We start from the raw sequence: 23,452 nt of genomic DNA, 5'->3' as shown, positions 1-23,452 counted from the left end.
GAGTGTGAAGCTAGCGCGTACGCGGCAGAATCCGACCGGCAGCCATTAATTCGTCAGGATCGAACAGTGCCTTGATCCCCTCGAAGAGTTCGCGCTCCGTCGCATCGAGGCCATTCAGAAAGGACGTCTGCTTGACTCGACCAATGCCGTGTTCGGCACTGATGCTGCCGTGATAATCATCGACCAGCGAGAACAATGCAGCTTCCAGGTCGTGAAGCAGCGTCTTCTTGGCGGCCAGATCCAGGTCGGCTGGTGGCAAGAGATTAAAGTGCAGATTGCCGTCACCGATATGCCCATAAGCAATCACCATGGTCTCGGGTGAACGAGCTGCCATCGCTCGGCTGGCCGTGTGGAAGAAATCACCAAGTGAGGAGATCGGCAGGGCAATATCGGTACGCAGGTGCTCGCCGCGCAACTGCTGACCTTCGACCATGCGCTCACGAATCTGCCATAGACGCTCGGCCTGAGCGTCGCTACCAGCCAGCACGCCATCAAGAACCATCCCTGCTGTTGTGCCATGCTCGAAGAGGTGTTCGATCATGGCATCAAGATCGACCGAACCACTGGCGGCAACCTCCAGCAGGACATAGACGGGATAAACTGTGTCGAAGGGGTCCGGCAGGTCCGGGGCAGCTTCAAAGGCCAGTTCCAGGCAGGCCCGCGGGATCAGTTCGAAGGCACTGAGCAGATCGCAGCAGCTGCGTCTTGCCTGGCCATAAAGTGCCAGCGCAGCGGCAACATCGGGTACCGCGACCAACGCAGTGCGCGTTGCTTGCGCCCGGGGCGTCAATTTGAGCACGGCACCGGTAACGATGCCCAGGGTGCCTTCGGCACCGATGAACAACTGTTTGATATCATAGCCACGATTGTCCTTGTGCAGGGCGTGCATGGCGTTCCATACCCGACCGTCTGGTAGCACCACCTCGAGGCCCAGCACCAATTGTCGCATCATGCCGTGACGCAGCACGTTGAGCCCGCCGGCGTTGGTGGAGACATTGCCACCGATTTGGCAACTTCCCTGGGCGCCGAGACTCAGCGGGAAATCGCAATCGTGCTCCATGGCTGCGTCCTTGACTGACTGCAGCACGCAGCCGGCATCGACACTGATCGTGAAATTGAGTGGATCGATTTCACGAATCCGGCTCAGCCTCTCTAGGCTGATCACCAATTCCGGCCGCTCGGCATCGGGCTGAGCACCGCCCACCAAACCGGTATGGCCGCCCTGAGCGACCATCGGAATCCCATGGCAATGACAGTGGGCAACAATCTCTGCCACCTCTTCAGTGGTCCGTGGCCGAGCGACGAGCAGCGGTTTACCTCGATGATCACCGGCCCAGTCAGTGATGTAACGGAGCAGGTCGTTGGGATCATCTACAACCCCGCCAGCGCCGAGCCGTTCGGTCAGGAATTCATTGAGTGTCACGGGGTCGCTCGCCATTGTCGTCTCCTTGCGTGACGTGACGTCATTGATACCAGAGGATCAGTCCGGGGAAGATCAGGAAAGCCGCCAGCAGAAGGAGTAGCGTCAGGTAGAAGGGCAGCAGGCTCTTGACCAGTTGCTCCATGCCGACACGCCCGACGCCACAGCCCACGTAAAGCACAGTGCCTACCGGCGGTGTTATCAGCCCCAGGCCGAGGATGAACGACATCAGTACACCGAAGTAAACCGGGTCGATTCCCAGCTTGACCACCACCGGTGTCATCAGTGGTGCGAGAACCACCATCGCCGGCGTCAGGTCCATGAAGAAGCCGACCACCAGCAAGAACAACGAGAGCAGCAGAAGCAGCAGCAACTTGTTCTCGGTGATTGCCGACAAGCTGACGACCAGTTGCTGTGGAATCATATTTGCAGTCAGCAGCCAGGCCAGCACGCTGGCAAAGGCCAGCAACAGCATGACGACACCGGTCAGCCGGCCAGTAGTGATGCACAGCCGGAAAAAACGTTTCAGCGTCAGGCTACGATAGACAAACATCGACACCACGATGGCGTAGATCAGCGCGACTGCCGCACTTTCGGTAGGCGTGAAGACTCCGGAGAGAATCCCGCCAACGATGATCACCGGCAATAGCAGCGCCAGTACCGATTCCTTGAGTGCCAACCACAACTCACGGATGTCGAAAGGCTGTCCCTTGCCAGTCTTGCGGGCCTGCAAGAAGGTAGTCACTGCCAGCCCCAGCGTGATCAGCACGCCGGGCACGATACCGGCCATGAACAGCTCCGAGATCGAAGTATTGGTCACCACGCCGAACAGGATCATGGGAATCGATGGTGGAATGATGATTCCCACCACCGAGGCCGCTACCACAATTGCGGTAGCCAGCGAGCCGCTGTAGCGATGCTGTTTCATCGGCTCGATCATCATGCTGCCCACGGCAGAAGCATCGGCCACCGCCGAGCCACTGATGCCGCCGAAGAACATCGAGGTCAACACTGCCACCTGGCCCAATCCGCCAGCGATGAAGCCAACCAGTGCACTGGCCAGACGTACCAGACGCTTGGCAATACCGCCCTGGCTCATCACTTCGCCGACCAGGATGAACAGAGGAATCGCCAGCAGCGGGAAGGAGTCGAGGCCGTTGACTGCCTGGGCAACGATAGGTGACAGCGAATAGTCGGCATAGAAGAAGATGAACAGGCTGATCGCCGCCAACCCGAACGAGATCGGTAGACCGATAACGATGCAGATCACCAGGCCGACGAGAATGCTCCACAGAATCATTGCGGCCTCCTCCTGAGCAGGTGATAAAGCGCCAGGGTGTTGGCAATCAAGGTGAGGACAGCCATGACGGGCATGGCGCTGTAGAGCACAGTCTTGGGAATTTTCAGCATCGGCGTGGCACTGGTGAAGCCGGACACCTGGTCCTGGAAACCGAGCAGGATGCACAGGCAGACGACATAAATGATGGCGATCGACAGCAAGCCGAACAGCGTCTTCAGCGGGCTAGAGGCCTTCTGTTTGAAGTAGTCCACGGCAACGTGCTCACCATCGATGCTGCCCAGCCCAGCACCGAGCAGTACAAGCCAAATGAACAGGACACGGGAGAGTTCCTCGGCCCAGGCGTAGGAGTAGTTGAGAACGAAGCGGCCAAACACGTTGGCAGCCACACAGAAGACCACGCCGATCACCAACAGACCAACGGCGATTTCCAGGGTAGTCTTGATCAGAGCGAGCGGACCAGGCGAGGGTCGGGATACGTTCATGGATCCCTCCGAATGCGTTGCGACGGGCGAACGCCTTCGCTCGCCCGATGCCTGTCGATAATTATTGGGAGACCGCGCGAACCTCGTCGATCAGTTCGCCGCCGATCTGATCACGCCAGTTGTCATACACGGGTGCCACCTTCTCCTGGAAGGCCTTGACCTGCTCCGGCGTCAATTCGGTGATTTGCATGCCCGAATCAACCAGCTCCTGCTTGATTTGGTCATTCATGGCGCGGCTGACATGACGCTCGTACTCACCCATCTGCGTAGCAGCCTCACGCAGCAGCTGCTGATAGTCTGCCGGAAGCCGATTCCAGAAGCGTTCCGAGACCAAGGTGATAAACGGCGTGTAAACGTGGTTGGACTCCGTGGCGTAATCCTGGACCTCGTTGAATTTGGAGGACTGGATGGTGATCCAAGGATTTTCCTGACCATCAACCACGCCTTGTTCCAACGCCGTAAAAAGCTCGGCGAACGACATCGGGGTCGGGTTGGCACCCAGAGTGCGCCAGATGTCGAGATGAATAGGATTCTGCATGGTGCGAATCTTGAGTCCCGCCAAATCTTCCGGCGAAGACACTGCCTGCTGGCTATTGGTCAACTGACGATAGCCGTTTTCCGCCCAGCCAATGGCCACCAGGCCGTTGGTCGAGGCCTCCTCCAGCATCTGCTGACCGATTTCACCGTCCAGCACCTCATCAGCCACCTCCGGCCGGGGGAACAGGAAAGGCAGATCGAAGAGAGCGAACTTGGGAAACATGCTGACCAACGGCGAGGTCGAGGGAGCGGTCATCTCTAGAGTGCCGGACTGCAAGGCGCTGACCGCCTGCAGGTCGTCACCCAATTGCGCGCCGGGGAACAGTTCAACTTGAATGTGGCCGTCGCTACGCTGCTCGACAATTTTCTCGAAGTACTCGAGACCACGATACTGTGCGCCCGACTCGGTGGTACCGATACTGAACTTGATCTTGAAGTCACCATCGGCCTGTACGACGTCGCCGCTGATGTCGGGTATCGGTGGCATCTCGCTGGCGGCGTTGGCCTGCAAGGCGGTCAGACTCAGGAGGGCGCTGCCAATCAATGAGGTCAGACGGGTCATTTTGGTTGTTTTCATGCTTGGCTCCTTGGTATGGCTGACGTGAGCGGACACGTGGCGTGCGGCCGGGTGGGAGCACCACGAAACGACCGCGTATGAACTATTGTTTTCCATTAATGTTCGTTCATGCATCGCATATGTTGAACTTACATCACTTGAAACTCGACAGAGCTTGATCAATGGTCGCATGGGCCATCGTCATCATTGCTGCCAGGCGTCGCCGTCGGGAAAGCGATAACGTTCGAGCGAATCAGCGTGCATGGTGATGCTATAGCCTGGGGACTCGGGCACCCGATAACGGCCACGCTCGATGCGCACTGGATCGACGAAGTGCTCGTGCAGGTGATCGACGTACTCAAGTAAACGCCCTTCCAGAGACCCCGAGACAGCGATGTAATCGAATAGCGAGATGTGCTGGGTATACTCGCAAAGACCGACACCACCACCATGGGGACAGACCGGCACGCCATATTTGGCGGCCAGCAGCAGCACCACGATCACCTCATTGAGTCCGCCGAGACGGGCTGCGTCGAGTTGGCAGTAGTCGATTGCACCCGCCTGCAGCAGCTGCTTGAACATCACCCGGTTGTGGCAGTGCTCTCCGGTGGCAACACCGGTCAAGGGCGCCAGACGCTCTCGGATCTCGGCATGCCCGAGGATGTCGTCGGGGCTGGTGGGCTCCTCGATCCAGAGGGGCGCGAACTCGGCCAGGCTACGCATGTTGGCGACTGCCTCGTCGACATCCCACATCTGGTTCGCGTCCATCATCAAGCTACGCTGCCAACCGATCTCCTCGCGCAGGATCTGTGCCCGGCGACGGTCTTCCTCCAGGTCACCACCGACTTTTTGCTTGAAGTGCTCCCATCCGGACTCCAGTGCCTCCCGAGCCAGATAGCGCATCTTGTTCTCGGAGTAGCCGAGCCAGCCCGCTGAAGTTGTGTAACCGGGATATCCCGCGTCACGCACATGCGCCTCGCGATCAGGCTTGCCGGCCGCGTTGCGCCGTAGAATAGACAGGACCTCTCCAGGCGTTAGAGCGTCACTGACGAAGCGGAAGTCCAGGCAACGCACCAGTTCCTCGGGCGTCATGTCGGCCAACAGCTTCCAGACCGGCTTCCCCTCACGCTTGGCCCAGAGATCCCACACTGCGTTGACGATCGCCGCACAGGCTAGATGTATGACCCCCTTTTCCGGCCCCAGCCAGCGCAGTTGGCTATCGCCACCGGTCAGGTCGCGCCAGAAGCGCCCCATGTCGGCAGTAATCGTTTCCAGATCGAGGCCAACAATACGCGAGGCCAGTGAGCGAACAGCGGCGACACACACCTCGTTGCCACGACCGATGGTAAAGGTCAGCCCGTGTCCCTGGTGACCACCATCGGAGTCAGTGTCGAGGATCACGTAAGTAGCAGAGTAGTCCGGCGCCGCGTTCATGGCGTCTGAGCCGTCGAGATCGCGAGAAGTCGGAAAACGAATGTCGCGAACGTCGAGGCGAGTGATGGTGGTCATGGTCAACTCCTGTGGACGATTACCGGTCTGGCCGGGCAATTGCTCTACAGGCAAGGTATGTGCGAATCACGATAACTTTCCAATAAAAAATTTATCCTTACGATTCCTTTTGTTTATCAGCAAGGCGATGCCGGAAGTCCCCAGCCCGCATGAGAGAAGCCGAGCAAGGTCATGCAGTTCGAGTTTTTTGATTATTGTGCGCAATAGTCATTATGTGGAAGGATATCGATGAGTCGAACATTCTCCGGCTCTGGTATGCACTCGGCTCGATCGGACCCGACAACCGCACAGCGAGGTGCAATATGGAACTCATCAATGATCGACCGGCAGTGATCCGGCTCAACACTCACGACAACGTCGGCGTCGCAGCCAGGCCGTTGCCCGAGGGCATGCCGGTCGACGACCGGGGGCATGTGGCCGCCCACAACATAGACGCCGGACACAAGGTCGCTCTGTCGCCAATCGCTGCTGGCGGCGAGATCGTCAAGTACGGTCAGGTCATCGGCGTTGCCAGTCGCGCTATCGGAATTGGTGAGCACGTGCATACCCAAAACCTGGAAATGCGCGAGCGGGATACCACGCTGCAAGGCTTCAAGCCCTTCCCTCGGACACCAATAACCGAGCAGGAGCGTCGCTTCGATGGCTATCACCGGGCTGACGGTCAGGTCGGCACGCGCAACTATATCGGCATCCTGTCAACGGTGAACTGCTCGGCCACGGTTGCCAAGATGGTCGCATCATCACTCAATGAGAGCGGTGAACTCGCCGCTCTGGGCTATGACGGAGTGGTACCTGTGACTCATGGGTCAGGCTGCGCGATGAACACCGAATCGGAGGGCTTTGCCTTTCTCGAGCGGGTGCTTGCCGGTTACGCCCGTCATCCCAACTTCGCCTTTGTCCTGATCATCGGCCTGGGTTGCGAGACAAACCAGGTCAAGCAACTGGTCGCGAAATCAGGTCTCGACGATGGCTCGCGTCTGGCCTACTTCAACATCCAGGAAGCCGGGGGAACTCGCGCCAGCGTGCGCCTGGCCTGTGAACGCTTGGTCAAGATGGCTCGAGAGTGTCCCTCTGTCGAGCGCCGTCCGGCACCATTGTCGCATCTGACCGTAGCGCTGCAGTGTGGCGGCTCGGACGGCTATTCGGGCATCACAGCCAACCCGGCGCTGGGCCATGCAGCGGATCTGATCGTCGCTCATGGTGGTCGGGTGATCCTCAGCGAGACACCTGAAATCTATGGTGCCGAACACCTGCTGCTTGATCGTTCCGTCGATGCCTCGGTGGCCGGCAAGTTGCTAGAACGGATCACCTGGTGGAAGCACTACACGCGTATCAACGGCGCTGAACTCAATAACAACCCCTCGCCCGGCAACAAGGCAGGCGGGTTGTCGACGATCCTCGAAAAATCGCTGGGCGCAGTGGCCAAGAGCGGGTCTTCGAGCCTCAACGACGTCCTGGAATACGCCGAGCCGTGCCAACAACCGGGCTTCAACTTCATGGACAGCCCCGGTTACGATCCGGTGTCGGTCACCGGGCAAATTGCCGCCGGAGCCAATATCGTATGCTTTACTACCGGCCGCGGCTCGGTATCGGGATTCAAGCCGGCGCCCTGTCTCAAGCTGGCCACCAACACAAGCATGTTTGAAGCCATGCAGGAAGACATGGACATCAACTGCGGTACCATCATCGACGGCGCAGCCGATATCGACGATGTCGGCCGTGAAATATTCGAGCGGATTATCGCCGTAGCCTCAGGTAAACTCAGCGCCAGCGAAGACCTGGGATATGGCGACAACGAATTCGTGCCATGGCTTGTCGGGGCAGTCACCTGATGGGTGACCCCGTACCAAAACGCAGATGTTGGGCAAGGCACAGTAAAGCAATGGCCAAGACACTCAACGAGCAGCTCTACGAGGCCTTGAGCACCGGCATTACCAAGGGCCATCTCGAGCCTGGACTGGTATTGCTCGAGGGGCCTATCGCCGAGATCTTCGGCGTCAGCCGGTCGCCTGTACGCCAAACCTTGGCTCGGCTACATGACGAGGGAATGATCAGCCGCTTCGAGGGACGTGGTTATCTGATCGGTCAGCAGCCCGCCAAGCGGGTGCGGCGGTCACTGACCGCCGCCGACTTTCGCGCTACGGGGGGCAAGGCATCAATCGAGCGTCTCGATTCTTGGCGCCACCTGAGCGAAAGTGTGGAGCGTGACGTCGTCTTATGCTCGATGAAAGGGCCTCTGGAGCTCAACGAACTGCAGCTGGCCAAGTCACTCGGCGTCAGTCGCACCGTGACCCACCGCATCCTTCTTCAACTCCAGTCACTCGGATTGATCGAGAAGGTCAAGTACAGCAGTTGGGAAGTAGTACCGCTCGACGGTAAGCGTCTCAACCAACTCTACGAAGCGCGACGTCAACTTGAACCATTCATGGTCGAACGTGCCAGTCGACGGATGCCGCGGGAGGACCTTGTCGGCTATCTGGCGCGCCTAAACGACGCCGAAGAGCGCTACCCGGACATTCCAGGGACCCTCTTGGACGCTTTGGAGCATGACCTTCATCACGACGTGCTCCAAATGGGCGAAAATCGCGAAATTTTCACCATGCTAAGACGAACTCGCCCAATTCTTCTCGTCAGCAAGCACCTATTAGGGGCAAGCGTGGCGATGCCCCTCGAGGATCCATTCTTTGCCGACCACCGCCGGGTTTTCGAAGCAATGTTGTCCGAACGACATTCTCAAGCAGGCCACGCGCTTCACACGCATCTGGCTCGTTCGGAAGCAAAGGTTCAGGAACGCCTGAAGGCCTTCCACGATGATGGTGAAGTGGCAAAACCAAGCTACCTGAACTGGGCCTGAACGACTCCCCTCCAGGCTGGCAATCGCTTCGGGCTCTGTGCAAGACAGTCGCTCTGCGACGGATATCAGCCTTCAACCGGTAACCGATTGATACGTCGCAGTTCGCGGATCAGCGCACTGTGATCCAGGTTGCCGTCGCCGTGCTCGACGAGTTCATTGAAAAGTCGATCAACCAGCCGACTGACCGGCAATTCGAGAGCCAGGCTATCGGCGAATGCCATCGCGGTCCGGGTGTCCTTGCTCTGCCATTTGGCCGGGCCGCCCGGCTCGTGATAGCCCTCGAGCATGCGCTGACCATGGACACGCAGAATCGTCGAGTCGGCGAAACCTCCTTGCAACGCCTCGCAGACCCGTGCGGGATCGGCACCGCCGCGTTCAGCCAGTAACAACGCCTCGGCGACCGTGGCAATACCGTTGGCGACGATCAACTGATTGGCGAGCTTGGCAAGCTGACCACAGCCCTCAGGGCCGACATGAACCGGGCTTCCCAGCACGCCGAGCAGCGATTCGGCCCGGGCGAACGCCGAAGCCCCTCCGCCCACCATGATTGCCAGGTTTCCCTCGATCGCACCACGCTCTCCGCCGGATACCGGGGCATCCAGATAGGCGATATCATGCCGGCGCGCTGCGCCTGCCTGTTGGCGAGCAGTCCCCACAGGAATCGAACTCATCACGAGCAGTAGGCTGCCGGGACGCATGGCTGTCAGAGCCCCATGCTCGCCGAGCAGGATTTCATTGCACACCGGTCCCGAACTCAACATGACGATCAACGCATCGACATCCGTCGCCGCCGCGTGCGGCTCACAGACCAGCGTAACGTCTCCGGCATCGGCAAGGGCCATGGCCTTTTCGCGGCTACGGTTCCACACCTTGAGCGGCCAGCCAGCCCGGGCCAGTCGAGCAGCCATCGGACCACCCATGATACCGGTACCGAGAACCCCAATCGTTCTGATGTCATGCATGATTGTCTCCCTGTGATGCATGGATTCAGAGCGCTGCCACTTCAGCAGCCATCGCGGGACCCCCAAGCGCCTTTTCGAGTTCGGTGACCACATCCGCAGGCAATGGAATGCCCTCGCGCAGGAACTCGTCGCGCCGAGTGAGGCCAGCCTGGCCCGGCAGTCGCACATGCTGGCCAGCCTCTACTTCGCCGGATTCCCAACAACGCCGCGCCAGATAATCGGTTTCATCAAGAAAGGCCTCTCTACCTCCGAAACATACCGGGTCGATGACCATCACCATCACCGCCGCTCCCCAGCCCTGTGGAGCGTCCTTGCGACCGAAACCGCTCAACGCCGCAGTCAAGGTCTCGACCATCAGTCCCAGAGCAAAGCCTTTGTGACCGAATGCCTGCCCACCCAACGGAAGGATACTTCCGGGCGGATCGCCGAAGAAGGCCGAAGGATCGTCGCTCGGGGCGCCGTAACCGTCGAGGATCACCGAATGCGCCAGGCGAACACCGGATGCATGTGCCTTGTTGACGGTACCGTTGGTCACCGTCGACATACTGACGTCGATCAGCATCGGCTGTTCCCGACCGGGGATACCGATGGCTATCGGGTTTGGCGTGTATACAGGCCGAGTTCCGCCATACGGGGCTACTGAGGCAACTGCAGGGTCGGAACTCATGATAATCGGGATCAGTCCACGCTCCACCAGAGGCAGTAGGTAGGCAGCGAGACAGGCTATGTGGTGTGAGCGGCGCAGGCTGACCATTCCCACACCAAACTCTCGGGCCACGCCGGCACAGGCTTCGAGTGCGTGATTCACGAGATACGGACCCAACAGGTAGTGCCCATCATACAGCGCGGCTACCGGGCTGCTGCGCTCGATGGTCAAACGAGACGGATTTCCTCCGGCATGGCCAGTACTTAGATCCTTGAGATAGCCGTTCGCCAGCTTGACGCCGTGGGTGTGATGACCCAGCAGATCGCCCTCGACCAGGACCCGGGCAGTGGTTTCAGCGACGTCGTTCGAAACGCCAGCCTCGACGAACCGGGCACTCAGCAGTGCCTGCAAACGGGTGTGAGAATAGCGGATCATGATGGCCTCGCAGCGGTATCTTTGCGAATGGGGCACCACTTGCGGTACGCCTTGGTCAGTAGCGGAGTCAGCCAGATGAGAATCACCAGAGCGCCGAGTGAAGCGCTTATCGGACGGGAGACGAAGCTCAGCAGGTCACCGCCCGACTTGAGCATTGAACTCATGAAACTGTTCTCCAGAGTGCTACCGAGGACCAACCCAAGGATCGCCGGAGCCATGGGAAAGTCGCAGCGGGCCAGTACAAAGGCCACCATACCGACCAGCAGCATCAGCCAGACGTCGATGATCGTGTTATTGATCGCGAATGCGCCAACAATGCAGAAGCACAAGATGATCGGCATCAGCACCTTACGTGGGGTGAGAATGAAGACCTTGGAGCAGCGGATTGCCAAAAAACCGATCGGTAGCATGATCAGGTTGGCAACGAAAAATACAATGAACAGGGCATATACCAAGCCGCCACCTTCCATGAAGATTGTGGGTCCAGGATTCATGCCCTTCATGTAGAGAACACCAATGACAATCGCAGTGATCGAGTCACCAGGAATACCGAAGACCAGTGCCGGAACCCAGGCACCGCTGATGCCCGAGTTATTGGCAGAACTGGCATCGACGATGCCTTCGATGTGACCCGTGCCGTACTTTTCTTTTTGTTTGGAACGGCTCTTGCCGAGAGCGTAGGAGATCCAGGCAGCGATATCTGCACCAGCACCGGGCAGGGCACCGATCAGAGTGCCCAGCGTGCTGCCACGAAGCAGGTTGCGCCAATATCGACGAAGATGCCCTGGCGCCCGGCCAAACACGGCATCGCTGCCCTTGACCCGTACCCGGCGCTCTTCATTGCGCGACCCGTAGAAACTCATGATTTCGTTGAGCGCGAACATGCCGATCATCACCGGAATGAAGTTAATGCCGGCCATGAGATCAGGGATACCGAAAGTGAAGCGCGGAGTGCCGCTCATCATATCGAGTCCCACCGTCGACAACAGCAGACCGAACATCAGTGACAGGAACGCTTTGGTCTTGGAACCGATAGCAATGAAGATCGAGCTGCTCAGCCCCAGCAAAGCCAGCCAAAAATACTCGTAGGAACTGAAGTTGAGCGCCACCTCGGCCAACGTCGGTGAGATGAAAACCAACACTAGGGTTCCGAACAGTCCACCAAAGATCGAGCACACCAGATTGGTGCCCAAAGTTTCTCGAGCCCGGCCCTGGCGAGCAAGCAGATGCGATTCTCCGACGTAGGCCGCCGAGGCTGGTGTGCCGGGAATATTGAGATAGGTTCCTGGAATATCCCCAGCAAAGATCGCCATTGCCGAGGTGGTGACGATAGCAGCGATGGCCGGTGTCGAATCCATGTAGAAAGTTATCGGCACCAATAGCGCCACCGCCATCGTCGCCGTCAGCCCGGGCACGGCACCGACGAAGACACCGAACACTGCAGCAGCGGCGACAACCAACAGTGTCTGAAGATTGAATACCAGGTCGAGACCTTGCAGGAAGGCATCCATGGCTTACCCCCAAAGTCCCAGTTGCCCCTCGGGAAGAGGAATCAGCAGATAGCGTGAGAAAACCAAGGTGATCGCTACCGCCGCGACTACCGAGACGCCTATCGCAAGCAGCCAGGACACACCACGGAGGCGCATCAACGTCACCATGATCAACGTCATGGTCAGAGCAGCACCGAGTAAGTCGCTGCAGAGCACATAGAAGATCACCAACAGGCATGGCAGAAACGATACCGCCAGGCCGCGGATATCGACGAGACGGTGTGCGTCAGCACCTCGAACGATGCCGACCACTGATCGGGCACTGCCGATGGCCAGGATCAGGCCGCCTATGAAAAACCCTCCCCCGATAAGGGAGGGGAACAGGGACGGGCCGTATTGCAGGCTAGGCAAGGTTGGATAGTCTTGGGCGATACCATAGATCACGCCCCCCATCACCATGAAACCCAGCCCGAGGATGACATCTTTCATCGCGCCCCCCGAGGCTATAGCGAGTTACTTCGCCAGACCGACCTGTTCGACGATCTTGCCGAACTTGGTATCCATGCGTTCCATGAGATCGCCAAAGTCGGCGGCATCACGCCATTCAGTACCGAAGCCCTGCTGAGCCATGAAATTCTGATAGGTATCGCTGTGATAGGCAGTATCAAGTGCTTTCTCAAGGGTTTCCACGACCTCTGGATCCATCCCCTTGGGCCCGGCAATACCTCGCCACTCGCCGATGGCATAGTCACTGCCGATCGCCTCTTCGACGGTCGGTACCTCGGGGAAACCATCGATACGCTCTGGCGCCATTATCCCCAGACTCTCGGCCTTGCCGGCCTCGATCATTGAACGCGCTTCGGGCACCGAACTGGGCACAATATCGATACCACCGGCGGCAAGCTCAGTCATCGCCGGTGCGGCACCCTGACTGGGGATCCAGGTCACCCTGTCGGGTTCTAGCCCCTGATCCATCAGGAAGCCGGCGAACGCCAGGTGCCAGACGCCTCCCTGACCGGTACCGGAGGCCTTGAACGTGCCCTTGGGCTCGTCACCAATTGCCGCGACCAGATCACCGAGACCGTCATACGGTGCATCACTGGCGACCTGCACGCCGGCATAGTCGTAATTGATCTGACCAATCGGCGTATAGTCCTCATAAGTCAGCTGGGTGAGCCCCTGCCAGTGCATCATATTGATCTCGCCGGTGATCAGACCCAGCGTGTAACCGTCCGGCTCAGCCATGGCGATCGCGGTGTGGCCAACAACACCACTGCCACCGGTGCGGTTGACGACATTAACAGTCTCGCCCAGTTGCTCCTCGAGCGCATTGGCGATGGTCCGAGCCGTGGCATCGGTGCCGCCTCCTGCAGCCCAGGGCACAATGATGGTGATGGGCTTTTCGGGGTAAGCGGCCAGAGCCGAGCCAGACATTGCCAGAGCGAGGAGTGCGGCACCGGAGAGCAGATAGCATTTGTTGATCTTGTTCATGCAGGCTTCCCTCATATGGTTGTCATTGGGGTGGTATGCAAAGGTTCCTGATCAAGCTAGCCTTAATGACTATTGTGCGCAATAGACAAAATTATCGACTTTGGTCGACAAAAATCTCGATAATTAATTGATAAAAAAGATTTTTTACAAAAAGGTCGGCACGCCGCAACGGCGGCGGTCAGAAGAACCAGGGTTAACCGGTGTCAGCGGGGCACCGGGTCAAGACCATGCCGCTTACCAGGCTTCCTCAAGCATGCGCTGGAAGTCCATCCGGTCGGCCGCTCTGGGATTGGTCGCCGTCGAGTGATCCTCGAGCGCCCACTGGGCAAGTTGCGGGAACATCGACGGATCCACACCGAGTTCACCGAGATGAGTCGGCAGGTCCAACGCCCGAGTCAACTCGGTGAAGTACTCGGCCAGGTCCGCCTTGTCGGGTAGCTCCAATACAGTTCGCAGACGTTGGTACTTGGCATCACAGGTCGGCGCATTGAAGCGCAACACCGCCGGCAGGAGTAATGCGTTAAGCGTTCCATGATGCAACTTCAAGTCCTGCAGACCACCCAGAGCGTGCGACAGCGAGTGTACCGCGCCCAGTCCCTTCTGAAAGGCCAACGCCCCTTCCAGCGCCGCCATCATCATCTCGCTGCGGGACTCCATGTCCTCGCCGTCGGCTACTACCGAACGTAGGTGGCGTGTCGCCCGAGCCAGGCCATCAAGGGCAATCGCTTCCGCCGGAGGGTTTTCTCGGGGGCTCAAGAACGTTTCTACGCAATGCGCGATGGCGTCCATACCGGTAGCGGCAGTAAGGCCCGGCGGTAACGAGCGTGTCAGGTCAGGATCGCAAAGCGCCAGCGTCGGAATGAGGTGAGGCGAGACAAAACCCAACTTCCGCTGATCGCGCAGAGTGATCAGGGCGGCGCGCCCCACCTCGCTACCGGTACCAGCGGTAGTGGGGATCGCCACCAGCGGTAACACCTTGTCGGTGATGCGTTCCACACCGCCCTCGATGGCCGCGTACTGGCGTAGTGGTGCCGCATGTGTCGCCAGGAGCGCTACTCCCTTGGCCAGATCGATGCTCGACCCGCCGCCGATGGCGACGACACCGTCACACTCCTGTGCCCGATAAACCGACAGCGCTTCCTCGACAGCAATCTCGGTGGGATTGGTGGGTGTTGTGTCGAAGATCGCAGGCTTGCCGGCCAAGCCACCATGGATGATGAGCGTATCAATCATGCCGTTATCAGTGAGCCCACGATCAGTGACGATCAGCGGGTTACGGATTCCAAGTGCCTCAAGTTCGTCGGCGAGGTGCCCTATTGCACCGCGACCGAAACGCACCCGAGTTAGATAGTGGATCAGCGATGACATGCGATTCTCCACCCAGCCGAGGTTGTTGTGATTGTCACTCGTGACCGGTTGTTCGGCCTGAAACGTCATGCTTCGCCAGTGTAGGATCCGCCCGGAATTACAATCCAATCGAAGTTTGTGGCATTGTGATTCATTCAGGTTATCAACAAGCCATCCCGGACCAGATACGGCAGGGTTCGTGGCGGCGGACAACGAGGCGTCATACTCACCATGGACAGGCTGTCATCCGCCAATCTCTGTGGTTGGCTGCGCTTCAAGCACCTGACGCTGCTGACGACGTTGGCACAGAGCCGTAACATGCATGCAGCGGCGCGAGCGATGCATCTCAGTCAACCAGCGGCAAGCAAGATGCTGCGCGATCTCGAGGGATATTTCGGCTTCGCGCTGTTCGACCGGTTACCACGTGCCATGCAGCCAACCGAACTGGGTGAGCATGTGATCCATCATGCCTGGCGGTTACTCAACGATGCCGATCGTCTGGTCGACGATATCAACGACCTAAGTGAGGGTGGCTATGGGCAACTGTTGATAGGCGCGATCGTCGCGGCGGCGCCGGAGATCCTGCCCGCGGCGATCGCCCGTTTGAAGCGCCAGCGCCCCAGATTGTCGATCAGCCTGAAAGAACAGACCAGCGACCAGTTGCTGATCGAACTAGAGTACAAGCGGCTCGACCTGGTGATCGGCCGGCTGACCCATGCCTGTCAGCACAACCAGTTCGACTTCGAGCCTTTGCGCGACGAACCGCTTCGTGTCGTGGTCCGCAAAGGGCATCCACTGGCAGAAGGCGACGGTATGCCGGATCTGGCAACCCTTAGTCGCTGGCCGTGGATCCTGCATCCCATGACCAGTCCGATGCGCGGTGTATTCGAAGCAGCACTGGCAGAAGAGGGCGTAGCCTCGCCCAACGACACTGTCGAGACCACCTCGATCCAAGTGACCCTTCAACTGCTGCAGACATCCGACATGCTGGCAGTACTGCCTCGCTCGGTGCTGCGTCGCCCACTGGAGAGCGGCCAGTATGTACTCCTCAAGCGTATCATTGGCAAACCGCTAAACTATTACGGCATCATCACTCGGCGTGACGAACCACTTTCGATAGCAGCTCAGGAGCTGATCGAACATTTACGGCGGCTGGCTGCGCAATCTCCCGAAGATGAAACGAGACAGTAAGAGCCCTCGCAGATCAGAGTGAATATTCGCGCGGCAGTAAGTCTCTCCGGGCCTCCTCCTCCCGATGGTACAGATACTGCCGCCACCGATTGCCTTTCAGAGCTATGAAGTCTCCTGAGCTCACAGGGAGTGGACGGGCATATCGATAACCCCGTACTCGAACGACAGCGGATTGCGTAAGGGACGACCGAAAGCTGGCAGGGCGATCTCGAAGCAATCCCCATTGCAAGTCTGAATGCCGTCGGCAAAGCTCAGCGTCGCAGTGCCGAAGAAGTGCACGTGGACGTCGCCAGGGCGCCGGAAGCCGGGATACTTGAAGTGATGATGCTCGAGGTTGGTCAAACTGTGGGCCATGTTGACCTCACCCGTAAGAAACGGCTTCTCCCACAGCGTCTTGCCGTCGCGCACGATGCGGCTAGTGCCCTCCAGATGCTCGGGCAACTCACCGATCAGCAGCTCTGGACCGAAACTGCAATGACGCAGCTTTGAGTGGGCCAGCCACAAGTAATTGAAACGCTCGGTGACATGGTCGGAGAACTCGTTGCCGATGGCATAGCCGACTCGCCAGGGGCGGCCATCGTCGCCGATCACATAGAGCCCGGCGAGCTCGGGCTCCTCGCCGGCATCCTCGGCGAAGGCCGGCACCGGTATCGGCGCCTCGGGAGCCGCCACACAGTCGCCGTCACCCTTGTAGAACCATTCCGGCTGGGCGCCGGCCTCGCCGGCGGCGGGTTTACCGCCTTCAACGCCAAGCTTGAACATGCGCATCGAGTCGGTCAGCTCGGATTCGTCTGCCTGAGCCTTGGCGTGCATCGCCGAGCGGATGTCGGCACTGCCCAAGTGAGTCAGGCCGGTACCGGTTACCAGGCAATGGGCTGGATCAGCATGAGTCAGCGGCGGCAGCAGGCGACACTCGTCGATCAGTTGCTGATAGTCGACCAGCTCATCATCAAGATGCATCTCGATCACCGCCGACAACGACTGCCCGCTGGCGATGGCCAGCCGTGCCAGAGCGTAGGTTCCACCAGCGAGGCGAATCGGCCTCACTGCGTCGTCACTCTCCACCAGGGCAGCCCGCGGCTGCCCCTCCTCGAGATACTGGATCAGTCGCATACCCGGCCTCACTCAATGATGTGGAACTGGTCGAAGTAACCCTCGTTGAGCGACAGGCCGAGCCCTGGTTCGTCGTCGCTGAGGTCGAGGAACCCGTCGACCGGCTCCGGGTCCCCCTTGAACAGGTAGTAGAAGAGCTCATTTCCTATCTCCACGTCGTGGACCGGGAAGAATTCGGCCATCGGCGAGGCCAGAGTCGACATGGTCAGGTGGTAGTTGTGCATCTGCCCGGCATGAGGGATGACGGGCACGCTGAACGATTCGGCGATGGCATTGATCTTGCGCGCTGCTGTGATGCCTCCGACACGGTTGGTGTCGTACTGCACCACCGAGACGGCGCGCTTCTCGAGCAGTTGGCGGAAGCCGTAGTGGGTGAATTCGTGCTCACCACCGGAAATGGGAATGCAGGTGAGCTGATTGAGCTCGGCGTAGCCGTCGATATCGTCGGCCAGCACCGGCTCTTCCAGCCAGCGTGGCTGATAGCGCTCCAGGCGCGGCAGCATGCGCTTGGCGTACTCCAGATTCCAGCCCATGTAGCACTCGAGCATCAGATCGACGTCCTCGCCGATCACCTCGCGAACCGCGGCAACGCTGTCGAGGTTGGCACGCATGCCCGCAGGACCGTCCTTGGGGCCGTAGCCAAAGCGCATCTTCATGGCCGTGAAGCCCTGGTCGAGGTAGGACTGAGCCTCCTCCTGCATCGACTTCAGGTCGGTGCGATAGAGCTTGGAAGCGTAGCAGGGAATCTTCTCCTTGGTACGCCCGCCAAGCAGCTTGAACACCGGCTGGCCGACGGCCTTGCCCATCAGGTCCCAGATGGCGATATCGACGCCAGAAATGGCGGCCATGCCGATGCCCTTGCGGCCCCAGGCATGGGTGGCGCGATACATGCGCTGCCACAGGTACTCATAGTCGAAGGGGTCCTGACCGATCACCAGCGGTGCCAGGTACTGGTCGATGATCGCCTTGGCGATGCGCGGTGCCAGGGCGACATTGCCCAGCCCCACCAGGCCGTTGTCGGTCTCGATCTCGACCGTAGTCCAGCCGTGGAAGCGGAACGTCCCCATGGAATCGCCCCTGTCCCACAGTTCGTCCATGGCATTGGAGCAGAAGTGGGGTCTGGGAGGCACGGTGTGGCCCTTCCATTCGAAGACACGGGTGCGGATGTTGTTGATTTTCATGTTCGAGGATCCTTGTGTCATCAAGCGTGCGTGGCGTCGGCGAGTCGCTGGCGGCGCAGGTTGGCCCCCATGCGGCAGGCGATGGAGAAAGCATTGCGGGTGGGGCCCATATCGGCCTTTCCCTGGCCGGCAATATCAAAGGCGGTACCATGGGCCGGCGTAGTGATGGGGATTGGCAAGCCTCCTTGGACGGTGACGCCCTGCTTGAAGCCCATCAGCTTGATCGCGATTTGCCCCTGGTCGTGGTACATGGTGACGATGGCGTCGTACTCGCCGTCACGGGCCTTGATGAAAATGGTGTCGGCGGGAAAGGGACCATCGATGGGATATCCCTGAGCCCGGCACTGTTCAACAGCGGGGGCGATGACGTCGATTTCCTCGCGACCGCAGGTACCGCCCTCACCGCCATGGGGATTGAAAGCTGCCACCGCGACCCTCGGAGCATCGAAGCCGGCCAGTTTCAGAGAGTCATGAATCAGCTCGCTGGCGGCAACGATGCGTTCCCGAGTCACGTAGCTCGCAGCGTCCTTGAGCGGAATGTGCGAGGAGATCCGCGAAGTCCACAGGCTGCCCAATGTATTGAACTCGCAGAAATAGCCTTCCACCCCCAGTCGCTCGGCGAAGAAGTGCAGTTCGTCCTCATGGCGCAGCCCCCCCTTCTTCATCGAGAGCTTGTTGAGCGGAGCGAAGCAGATGGCATCGACCTCTCCGGCCTGGGCTGCTTCCAGGCAGCGAGATAGCACGGCCAGCACCGAAGCGCCGCCAGCCGCGGTTTCTTCTGCATAACCAACCTCCCCCTCGGCAACGCTGTCGACCGCCAGGAAGACCGGCCCGTCGTGGTGACGTGCGGCAGCGAAATCCTCGATCTCAGGCAACCGGTGGCTCTGGCCAGCAACACGCTGACCTTCCTGCCACAGCCAGCGGTCACCCACCAGCACCGTATGGACGCCTTCGAACAGCGGAGTCTCGGCGAACAAACGGGCGATCAGTTCCGGGCCAATACCGGCAGGGTCACCCAGGGTGACGGCGATGACGGGACTTGTGTTTGTCATGTATGGACTCCGGTTCAATAGAAGAGATTGACGAGTGTCATGGGGATGGCCGGTACATAGGTGACCAGCATCAGCACAACAAACAGCACCAGGATCATCGGCAGGTTGACGCGGGTGGTATTCCAGATGTCCGTCTTGGCGATGGAGCAGGAAGTAGCCAGTACCGAGGCAACCGGAGGCGTCTGCTGGCCGATGGCCAGGTTGAGGGTCAAGATCAGGCCGAAGTGGATCGGGTCGATACCGATCTGCTGAACCAGCGGCATGACGATGGGGACCACCAGGATGATGGCGGCCGCGCCATGCAGAAACATGCCAAGCATCAACAGCAAGACGTTGAGCAGCGCCAACACCAGCACGGGATCCCGCGTAATGGAAGTAATCTGCTGGGCAAGCTGCTGGGGCAACTGCATCTCGGTGAGGAACAGCCCCAACACCGCCGAGGTGGCTACCAGCAGCATCACCACTGAGGTCTGTATAACCCCCTCGATCACCGCCCGGTAGAGGATCTTGAGGTTCAGTTCACGATAGACCAGCCCACCGATCAGCAACGCGGCGAGTACGGCGATACCTGCACCCTCTGTGGCGGTAACGAAGCCACCGAAGATACCGCCGAGGATGATCACTGGCAGCAACAGGGCCCAAAAGGCCTCACGGAAGGCCTTGCCCAGAGTGGACAACGAGAAGGCCGCTTCCCGGGGCAGGTCATACTTCACCGCATAGTAGTAGCAGGCGCCGGCCAGTCCTGCCGCTCCGATCAACCCTGGTACGATACCTGCCACGAACAGCTTGACGATTGAAGTGTCAGCAATGGCGCCGTAGAGGATCATCGACAACGACGGTGGAATGATGATCGCCAGCGAGGCCGAGGAGGAGGTAATGGCAGCGGAGAAATCGGGGTGGTACTTGCGCCGTTTCATCTCGGGAATCAATACCGAGCCGGTAGCGGCAACATCGGCCACTGCCGATCCAGAGATCTCGGCGAAGAATAGCGATACCCCGACGTTGACCATCGCCAGGCCACCTCGCACGAAGCCGACAAGAGCGGTGACGAGGTTGATCAGGCGCAAAGATATGCCCGAGGTGTTCATCAGCGCACCAGCGAAGATGAACAGCGGAATGGCGATCAGCGGGAACTTGGTCGCACCATTGAATAGCGTCAGCGGCACATTGACCAACGCCTCGGCGCCCATGTTGAGGTAGACACCCACGACCCCGACCACGCCGATGGCCACCGCGATAGGAACATTGATCAGCACCAGGGCGAATAGTGAGGCGATGATGATGAGCAGAGTCATGCACGATGCTCCTTAAGATCGTCTTCAGCCTGCCGGATGGCGGCCTCGATCTCCTCTTCCTCGCCGTTCACGCCGCTGCGCATCTTGCGCCAGGCCATGGGCAGGCTAAGTAGCTCGCAGAGAATGAACAGCGCGGCGCTTATGGGAATCACGGATTGAGTGACATCGAGGTGGACAGACGGCAGAGCCACCAGCGTGTCCCAAGCCAGAACCTCGAGGACCCGATAACCGTAGAAACCCACTACAAGGAAAAAACCGACCACGATGACTTCGGAGGAGAGGAACAGAATGGTACGCAGTGGCATCGGCGCCTTGGCTACCAGGCCGGGAAAACCCATGTGAGCACGCTTCAGGGCCGCCAGGTTGGCACCGTAAAAGCTCAGCCAGGCCAGACCTACCGAAGCCACCTCGTCGTACCAAGGAATCGAGCTGCCCAGCGTGCGAAAGGCCACGGCGCCCAGCACGATAATCGTCAGCGCCAAGAGCAGGGTCACGGTGAATACTTCCAGCAGGCGCTCCAGGCCGAGTCGACAACGCTCCAACAGGGTCATGGCCGAACTCCCTTCAATGCGGGGTGGAGAGGGCGCCTCTTGGGCGCCCGATACCATTGTCATGACACTTACTCCTCAGCCAGTGTCATGGCCCGGTCAATCAGCTCCTGGCCTCCATCGACTCGCTCGGCATAAGCCTGGTAGACAGGGGCACTGGCCTCGACGAAGGCGTCGCGGTCGACACGATTGATCTCCATGCCAGCCTCGCGCATCGTGCCGACCAGGTTCTCATCGAGTTCTGCTCCCCTGGCCAGCGCCCAGCCCTGGGTTTCGGCACCGACCTCGGTGATAGCAGTACGCACGTCCTCGGGCAGCTTCTCCCAGTTGCCTTTCCCGGCAGTCAGCCAGATCGGCGAGTAGACATGGTTGGACAGCGATAGATAATCCTGTACTTCCTGAAACTTGGCACCATTGATATTGCTCAGCGGGTTCTCCTGGCCATCGACCACGCCGGTCTGCAGTGCCACGAACACTTCGGAGAAAGCCATTGGTGTGGGATTGGCCCCCCAAGTCTCGAACATCCTGGTGCGCCACTCGCTTTGTGGTGTGCGCAGCTTGAGACCATTGAGGTCTTCGGGCGTCTCGATCGGGCGTTCGTTGTTAGTGATATGGCGAAAACCGTTCTCCCAGGTGGATACGATCCGCAGCCCCTTGTCCCCGATGCCTTCGGCCAGATCCTTCATGATGATTTCCTGGTCGAGCCGCTTGAGATGATCGCGGTCCTTGACCAGGAAAGGCATGTCAAAAAGGGCGAATCGGGAATCGATGGAGGACATGATCGAAGAGATGGCAGCCAGGTCGACCGTACCCAGACGCAACTTCTGCACCAGTTGCTGCTCGTTGCCGAGTTGGCCACTGTCGTAGAGTTCCACCTGATGTTCGTCACCGAGACGCTCCTGAAGACGACGGGTGAACTCCTGGGCCGTCTGTCCCTGGAGGCTCTGAGGCGTCCCCCCGATAGCGAAGACGATCTCGTCGGCCTGTACCTGGGTCGAGGCAACCACGAGACCGAGAGCGGAAAGGCCGAGTAGTTTCTTGTACATGACGACTCCTGTGAGCTTGCGGCTTGTCATTGGTATTATTTCCGCCAACTGGTTTGCTGGTACGATAACCAGACCAGAAGACATCCTGAAAGCTAGCCCCCCTCTCCTTGTCGGTCAATATCAATAAACATCACACAAGACCAAAGTCTTAAAAGGCGCTTCACTCTCCTCCCAGGTTCGAAGGATTGAGTCTAAACGCCCCTAATTGGTATATACTTCATACCAGTTGTATTTGTCTTACGAGGATGGACCCATGACGCTGCGGGCCTTTGCCGACGAAAAAGCGCTGAAAAGCCAAACCAAGAAGGAAATCCTGGCCGACAAGCTGATCGACATGGTGTTGACGGGATTATTGAGGGATGGAGACGAACTGCCCAGTGAACGCGAACTGGCACAGCTGTTCAGTGTCAGCCGGGAAACCGTCAGGGGAGCATTGGCCCAATTGACGGCGCATGGTCTGGCCAGCGTCTCGCATGGCAGCAAATCTCGGATCTGCGCCAGTGCGGCGACGATAGAACGTTTCCAGCATCATCCCGGTCGCCAGCAAGAGGCTGAGGTCAACCAGTTCGACGTAGACAGCGTTTTCGAGAGCCGCCTGGTCGTCGAGTCAGCAATTGCCCGACGTGCCGCGCGCTATATCGATGAGTCCGGCCTCCAGCAACTGGGGCAGTTGCTGGAGGCCCAGAGCCAGCTGTTCAACTCCCCAGTGCACTTCCAACTGTCAGACCAGAACTTCCACAAGTTGATCTCGGAATATGCCCGTAACGAAATACTCCTGCGCTACTCTCAGGAGCTCTATGCCTTCGGGCTAAGCATTCGGCGTCAGGTAATGGTAGAAGCCGGCTCCATCGAGCAAAGCTACCGGGAGCACTGTCGGATCGTCGAAGCCTTGAGTGCCGGCGATCCCGATGCCGCGGAGCGTGCCATGCTGGCCCACCTGGACAGTGTCTATCGCACGACTCGCGAGAAACTGGACGCCCCCACCTCCAGCTGAACT

The 23,452-nt window shown here is 59.2% G+C and carries 21 protein-coding genes; 4 read left to right on the top strand and 17 right to left on the bottom strand.

What is annotated here, in order from left to right; all coding sequences use genetic code 11:
• Nucleotides 1-10 precede the first annotated feature (10 nt).
• From HELO_RS00280 to HELO_RS00260, 5 genes are all read right to left on the bottom strand, one after another.
• Nucleotides 11-1,438, bottom strand: coding sequence for an FAD-binding oxidoreductase (locus HELO_RS00280; protein WP_013330812.1), 1,428 nt, complete (start codon nt 1,436-1,438; stop codon nt 11-13).
• Between the two features lie 25 nt (nt 1,439-1,463).
• Nucleotides 1,464-2,720: a TRAP transporter large permease gene (locus HELO_RS00275; RefSeq protein WP_013330811.1), complete on the bottom strand. Its 1,257-nt coding sequence runs from the start codon at nt 2,718-2,720 to the stop codon at nt 1,464-1,466.
• Complete coding sequence (locus tag HELO_RS00270; RefSeq protein WP_013330810.1) at nt 2,717-3,202, bottom strand: TRAP transporter small permease; 486 nt, start codon at nt 3,200-3,202, stop codon at nt 2,717-2,719. The genes HELO_RS00275 and HELO_RS00270 overlap by 4 nt, the downstream gene beginning before the upstream one ends.
• A 61-nt stretch (nt 3,203-3,263) precedes the next feature.
• Nucleotides 3,264-4,316, bottom strand: a complete 1,053-nt coding sequence (locus tag HELO_RS00265) for a TRAP transporter substrate-binding protein (protein WP_013330809.1) — start codon at nt 4,314-4,316, stop codon at nt 3,264-3,266.
• Nucleotides 4,317-4,499: 183 nt separating this feature from the next.
• Complete coding sequence (locus tag HELO_RS00260; protein WP_013330808.1) at nt 4,500-5,804, bottom strand: L-fuconate dehydratase; 1,305 nt, start codon at nt 5,802-5,804, stop codon at nt 4,500-4,502.
• A gap of 302 nt (nt 5,805-6,106) precedes the next feature.
• Between HELO_RS00260 and HELO_RS00255 the strand changes: the two genes are divergently transcribed.
• Complete coding sequence (locus tag HELO_RS00255) at nt 6,107-7,636, top strand: UxaA family hydrolase (protein WP_013330807.1); 1,530 nt, start codon at nt 6,107-6,109, stop codon at nt 7,634-7,636.
• Nucleotides 7,637-7,686: 50 nt separating this feature from the next.
• Nucleotides 7,687-8,658 (top strand): GntR family transcriptional regulator, encoded by a 972-nt coding sequence (locus HELO_RS00250; RefSeq protein WP_041601820.1) that lies wholly within the window; start codon nt 7,687-7,689, stop codon nt 8,656-8,658.
• A 65-nt stretch (nt 8,659-8,723) separates the two neighbouring features.
• On the opposite strand, the gene HELO_RS00245 is transcribed toward HELO_RS00250, so the two are convergent.
• The 6 genes from HELO_RS00245 to HELO_RS00220 all read right to left on the bottom strand — a co-directional run bounded on the left by HELO_RS00245 (nt 8,724) and on the right by HELO_RS00220 (nt 15,050).
• Nucleotides 8,724-9,620 (bottom strand): NAD(P)-dependent oxidoreductase, encoded by an 897-nt coding sequence (locus HELO_RS00245; RefSeq protein WP_013330805.1) that lies wholly within the window; start codon nt 9,618-9,620, stop codon nt 8,724-8,726.
• A gap of 25 nt (nt 9,621-9,645) precedes the next feature.
• Nucleotides 9,646-10,701 carry an Ldh family oxidoreductase gene (locus tag HELO_RS00240; RefSeq protein WP_013330804.1) on the bottom strand — a complete coding sequence of 352 codons (1,056 nt, stop codon included), beginning with the start codon at nt 10,699-10,701 and terminating at the stop codon, nt 9,646-9,648.
• Nucleotides 10,698-12,212: a tripartite tricarboxylate transporter permease gene (locus HELO_RS00235; protein ID WP_013330803.1), complete on the bottom strand. Its 1,515-nt coding sequence runs from the start codon at nt 12,210-12,212 to the stop codon at nt 10,698-10,700. The genes HELO_RS00240 and HELO_RS00235 overlap by 4 nt, the downstream gene beginning before the upstream one ends.
• A gap of 3 nt (nt 12,213-12,215) precedes the next feature.
• Entirely contained in the window at nt 12,216-12,680 is a 465-nt protein-coding gene (locus tag HELO_RS00230; protein ID WP_013330802.1) for a tripartite tricarboxylate transporter TctB family protein, read from the bottom strand.
• A gap of 24 nt (nt 12,681-12,704) precedes the next feature.
• Nucleotides 12,705-13,682, bottom strand: coding sequence for a tripartite tricarboxylate transporter substrate binding protein (locus HELO_RS00225; RefSeq protein ID WP_013330801.1), 978 nt, complete (start codon nt 13,680-13,682; stop codon nt 12,705-12,707).
• 234 nt (nt 13,683-13,916) lie between these two features.
• Nucleotides 13,917-15,050, bottom strand: coding sequence for an iron-containing alcohol dehydrogenase (locus HELO_RS00220; protein WP_041601819.1), 1,134 nt, complete (start codon nt 15,048-15,050; stop codon nt 13,917-13,919).
• A 210-nt stretch (nt 15,051-15,260) separates the two neighbouring features.
• Here HELO_RS00220 and HELO_RS00215 point away from each other — a divergent pair, with 210 nt between their 5' ends.
• Nucleotides 15,261-16,220, top strand: a complete 960-nt coding sequence (locus tag HELO_RS00215) for a LysR family transcriptional regulator (protein ID WP_013330799.1) — start codon at nt 15,261-15,263, stop codon at nt 16,218-16,220.
• Between the two features lie 120 nt (nt 16,221-16,340).
• On the opposite strand, the gene araD1 is transcribed toward HELO_RS00215, so the two are convergent.
• The 6 genes from araD1 to HELO_RS00185 form a co-directional block, all read right to left on the bottom strand.
• Nucleotides 16,341-17,333 carry an AraD1 family protein gene (araD1, locus tag HELO_RS00210; RefSeq protein WP_013330798.1) on the bottom strand — a complete coding sequence of 331 codons (993 nt, stop codon included), beginning with the start codon at nt 17,331-17,333 and terminating at the stop codon, nt 16,341-16,343.
• An 8-nt stretch (nt 17,334-17,341) separates the two neighbouring features.
• The gene (locus HELO_RS00205; protein ID WP_013330797.1) at nt 17,342-18,514 is read right to left on the bottom strand and encodes an L-rhamnonate dehydratase; all 1,173 of its coding nucleotides are present in this window, start codon (nt 18,512-18,514) and stop codon (nt 17,342-17,344) included.
• 20 nt (nt 18,515-18,534) lie between these two features.
• Nucleotides 18,535-19,566 (bottom strand): 4-hydroxythreonine-4-phosphate dehydrogenase PdxA, encoded by a 1,032-nt coding sequence (locus tag HELO_RS00200; RefSeq protein WP_013330796.1) that lies wholly within the window; start codon nt 19,564-19,566, stop codon nt 18,535-18,537.
• Between the two features lie 14 nt (nt 19,567-19,580).
• Nucleotides 19,581-20,861 (bottom strand): TRAP transporter large permease, encoded by a 1,281-nt coding sequence (locus HELO_RS00195; protein WP_013330795.1) that lies wholly within the window; start codon nt 20,859-20,861, stop codon nt 19,581-19,583.
• The gene (locus tag HELO_RS00190) at nt 20,858-21,412 is read right to left on the bottom strand and encodes a TRAP transporter small permease (RefSeq protein WP_041601818.1); all 555 of its coding nucleotides are present in this window, start codon (nt 21,410-21,412) and stop codon (nt 20,858-20,860) included. The genes HELO_RS00195 and HELO_RS00190 overlap by 4 nt, the downstream gene beginning before the upstream one ends.
• Before the next feature lie 68 nt (nt 21,413-21,480).
• Nucleotides 21,481-22,455 (bottom strand): TRAP transporter substrate-binding protein, encoded by a 975-nt coding sequence (locus tag HELO_RS00185; protein WP_013330793.1) that lies wholly within the window; start codon nt 22,453-22,455, stop codon nt 21,481-21,483.
• A gap of 253 nt (nt 22,456-22,708) precedes the next feature.
• On the opposite strand from HELO_RS00185, the gene HELO_RS00180 reads away from it, so the two are divergent.
• A complete protein-coding gene (locus HELO_RS00180; RefSeq protein ID WP_013330792.1) occupies nt 22,709-23,449 on the top strand; it encodes a FadR/GntR family transcriptional regulator in 741 nt (246 codons plus the stop codon).
• Nucleotides 23,450-23,452 lie beyond the last annotated feature (3 nt).

It is taken from the genome of Halomonas elongata DSM 2581, assembly GCF_000196875.2.
GTDB classification, from domain to species: domain Bacteria; phylum Pseudomonadota; class Gammaproteobacteria; order Pseudomonadales; family Halomonadaceae; genus Halomonas; species Halomonas elongata.
Note: the sequence above shows the minus strand (reverse complement) of the source record. Positions and strands in the feature narration are given on the sequence as shown.